The sequence below is a fragment of the Photobacterium chitinilyticum genome, assembly GCF_004104355.1.
Lineage (GTDB): Bacteria > Pseudomonadota > Gammaproteobacteria > Enterobacterales > Vibrionaceae > Photobacterium > Photobacterium chitinilyticum.
Genome location: NZ_RJLM01000047.1, coordinates 1 through 1925, shown reverse-complemented (window position 1 = coordinate 1925; position 1925 = coordinate 1). Strand labels below are relative to the sequence as shown.

The 1925-nt window shown below is 38.4% G+C and carries 3 protein-coding genes; all 3 read right to left on the bottom strand.

The features are described 5' to 3' along the window. On the bottom strand, positions 1-194 hold a 194-nt coding region (locus EDI28_RS27420; RefSeq protein ID WP_233353517.1), incomplete at its 3' end, for a hypothetical protein. A 41-nt stretch (positions 195-235) separates the two neighbouring features. Then, a complete protein-coding gene (locus EDI28_RS25630) occupies positions 236-670 on the bottom strand; it encodes an SMI1/KNR4 family protein (protein ID WP_164918633.1) in 435 nt (144 codons plus the stop codon). A 123-nt stretch (positions 671-793) separates the two neighbouring features. Beyond that, the gene (locus EDI28_RS25625; protein WP_128786671.1) at positions 794-1708 is read right to left on the bottom strand and encodes a hypothetical protein; all 915 of its coding nucleotides are present in this window, start codon (positions 1706-1708) and stop codon (positions 794-796) included. Positions 1709-1925: the final 217 nt, after the last annotated feature.

Below are 1925 nucleotides of genomic sequence, written 5' to 3'. Positions count from 1 at the left end.
AGGGTAAAAGGCGACAAAGAAAACGACAACCTGCTGTTCTCTGAACTTTCAGGCAGCCTTTCGCTAAACGAATAGCCTGAGAAATCGTGGAAATGTACGATGAACATTCTACCATCGATGAACTTGGCTCTAAGGTGCATAACGCCTGCGATAAGGTGCCCCACACTAAACCAACAAAGCGCACCGAACTCCATACCAAAACCGCCGAGTGTAACGGGTCACCTTGATTGCCTTGTTAACAGTTTGTGTCAAACAGTGCTAAAAACTCCTTAAAGTTAGGAGCAACCTTACGCCAATAAATATCGTCCCACCAAATTACAGAAGGCTCATCGAATGAAGAGCGATAATCTAAACAGAATGGTGAACCATCACCAGCTAAGCCAAAGCAAATAATATGAGTAAAATCAGTTATATCCTTAATTGCACAAGGATAATCTGGAAGAGTACCATCCCCATAAACGCCATCAATGACGAAATCTGATGATAGCTGATTCGTTGCATTAATGATGGAATTATCTGAATCAAAAAATTCACCTAACTCAGTTTCGAGTAATTGCCCGTAACTATCACAATCAGATTTGAGTCGCCACGAACCAACATCTCGTTGCAACAATCCTGTTTGTATAGCTGTAATCATTTCTTGGGGTAAATTGAGATTTCTAATTTTCATAACTAAAACTGTTAACGCCTGGYATAAGGTGCGCCAACGCATTACTTATAAAACCAAATACACTTTAAACCAAAACCGCCGAGTGTTATGCGTCACCTTGATGCCTTTGTTAAGCGCTTGATATTAAAGATTTCTAATGTGTTTCTTAATCATCCTTGCCATCTGTAATACAACACTTTCAAAACCACTCTTCATTACTTCAACATTTTGTAATGAATGAGTGTCAGCCCAACGGACAGTATCGTCTGGGTAAGGGTCAACAATCACAATTTTTGCATTACTAGATGATAATGAGTCCCAAATATGGTTGTCATGTTCAACATATTTAACACCAACAACAAAAATTAGGTTTGATTGGCTTATAGCATCAACATATTTTCTTTGTATATTATTAATTAATTCATTGTTAATAACTATCCGCTTACCTTTTTGATAGAGAGCTAACACTGGACTCAAGTCACTATTCCTTGAGTTTTTACACCATTTTTTAACCTCGTCGTGACTACCTACAGCTTTTGTATCCAAACCTTCAAAATACGTACCACCGCCTATAATTACATTGCCAGAAATATTCCATCCCGGAGGAAGTTGAGGTAAAAAATTTGATGAACCATGAGGTTTTAGCAGCGAAACACCTTTGCCATCAGCATTGTAATCTACGTTATGTCCATTAATTGTGATTGCCTGTTCAATTAATAAGTCATAATTCAAAGTAGCGATTGTAATTTCAGAAAGCTCCGTCCTTAGCTTATTAAACAAGCGAGCATAAGCATTATCATTTTTAATTAAAAACTTAGAGAGATAACAAGCCATCTCTTTTTGCATCGGGGTTATATTCCTACTATCATCCTCGATACTCGCCATACCAGCTTCAAAACCATGCTCAATAAATTTGGCTTTAATATCAGCATTCAGTTTTGAAAAGTTACCACCTTGCTCGTTTAATTTGAAAAACAAATCATTCCCTAATGGGGGTGCATATGGCGAGCAACCACCAGACCCAAAACTTGCACCAGCTCCAAATAAAATAGTTACCATTACACCTCCAAAATTCAAATTAAAGCGCTTAACGCCTGGTATAAGGTGCGCCACGACCAACTCACCAAACCCACTAAACTCCAAACCAAAAATGCCGAGTCAAACAAGTCACCTTGATACCTTTGTTATGCAACTCCATCCATTAATACGATCATACTTGGCCGAAAATCCTTCCATGCATGATGAATCTGCGACATACAAGCAACAAACACAGGCT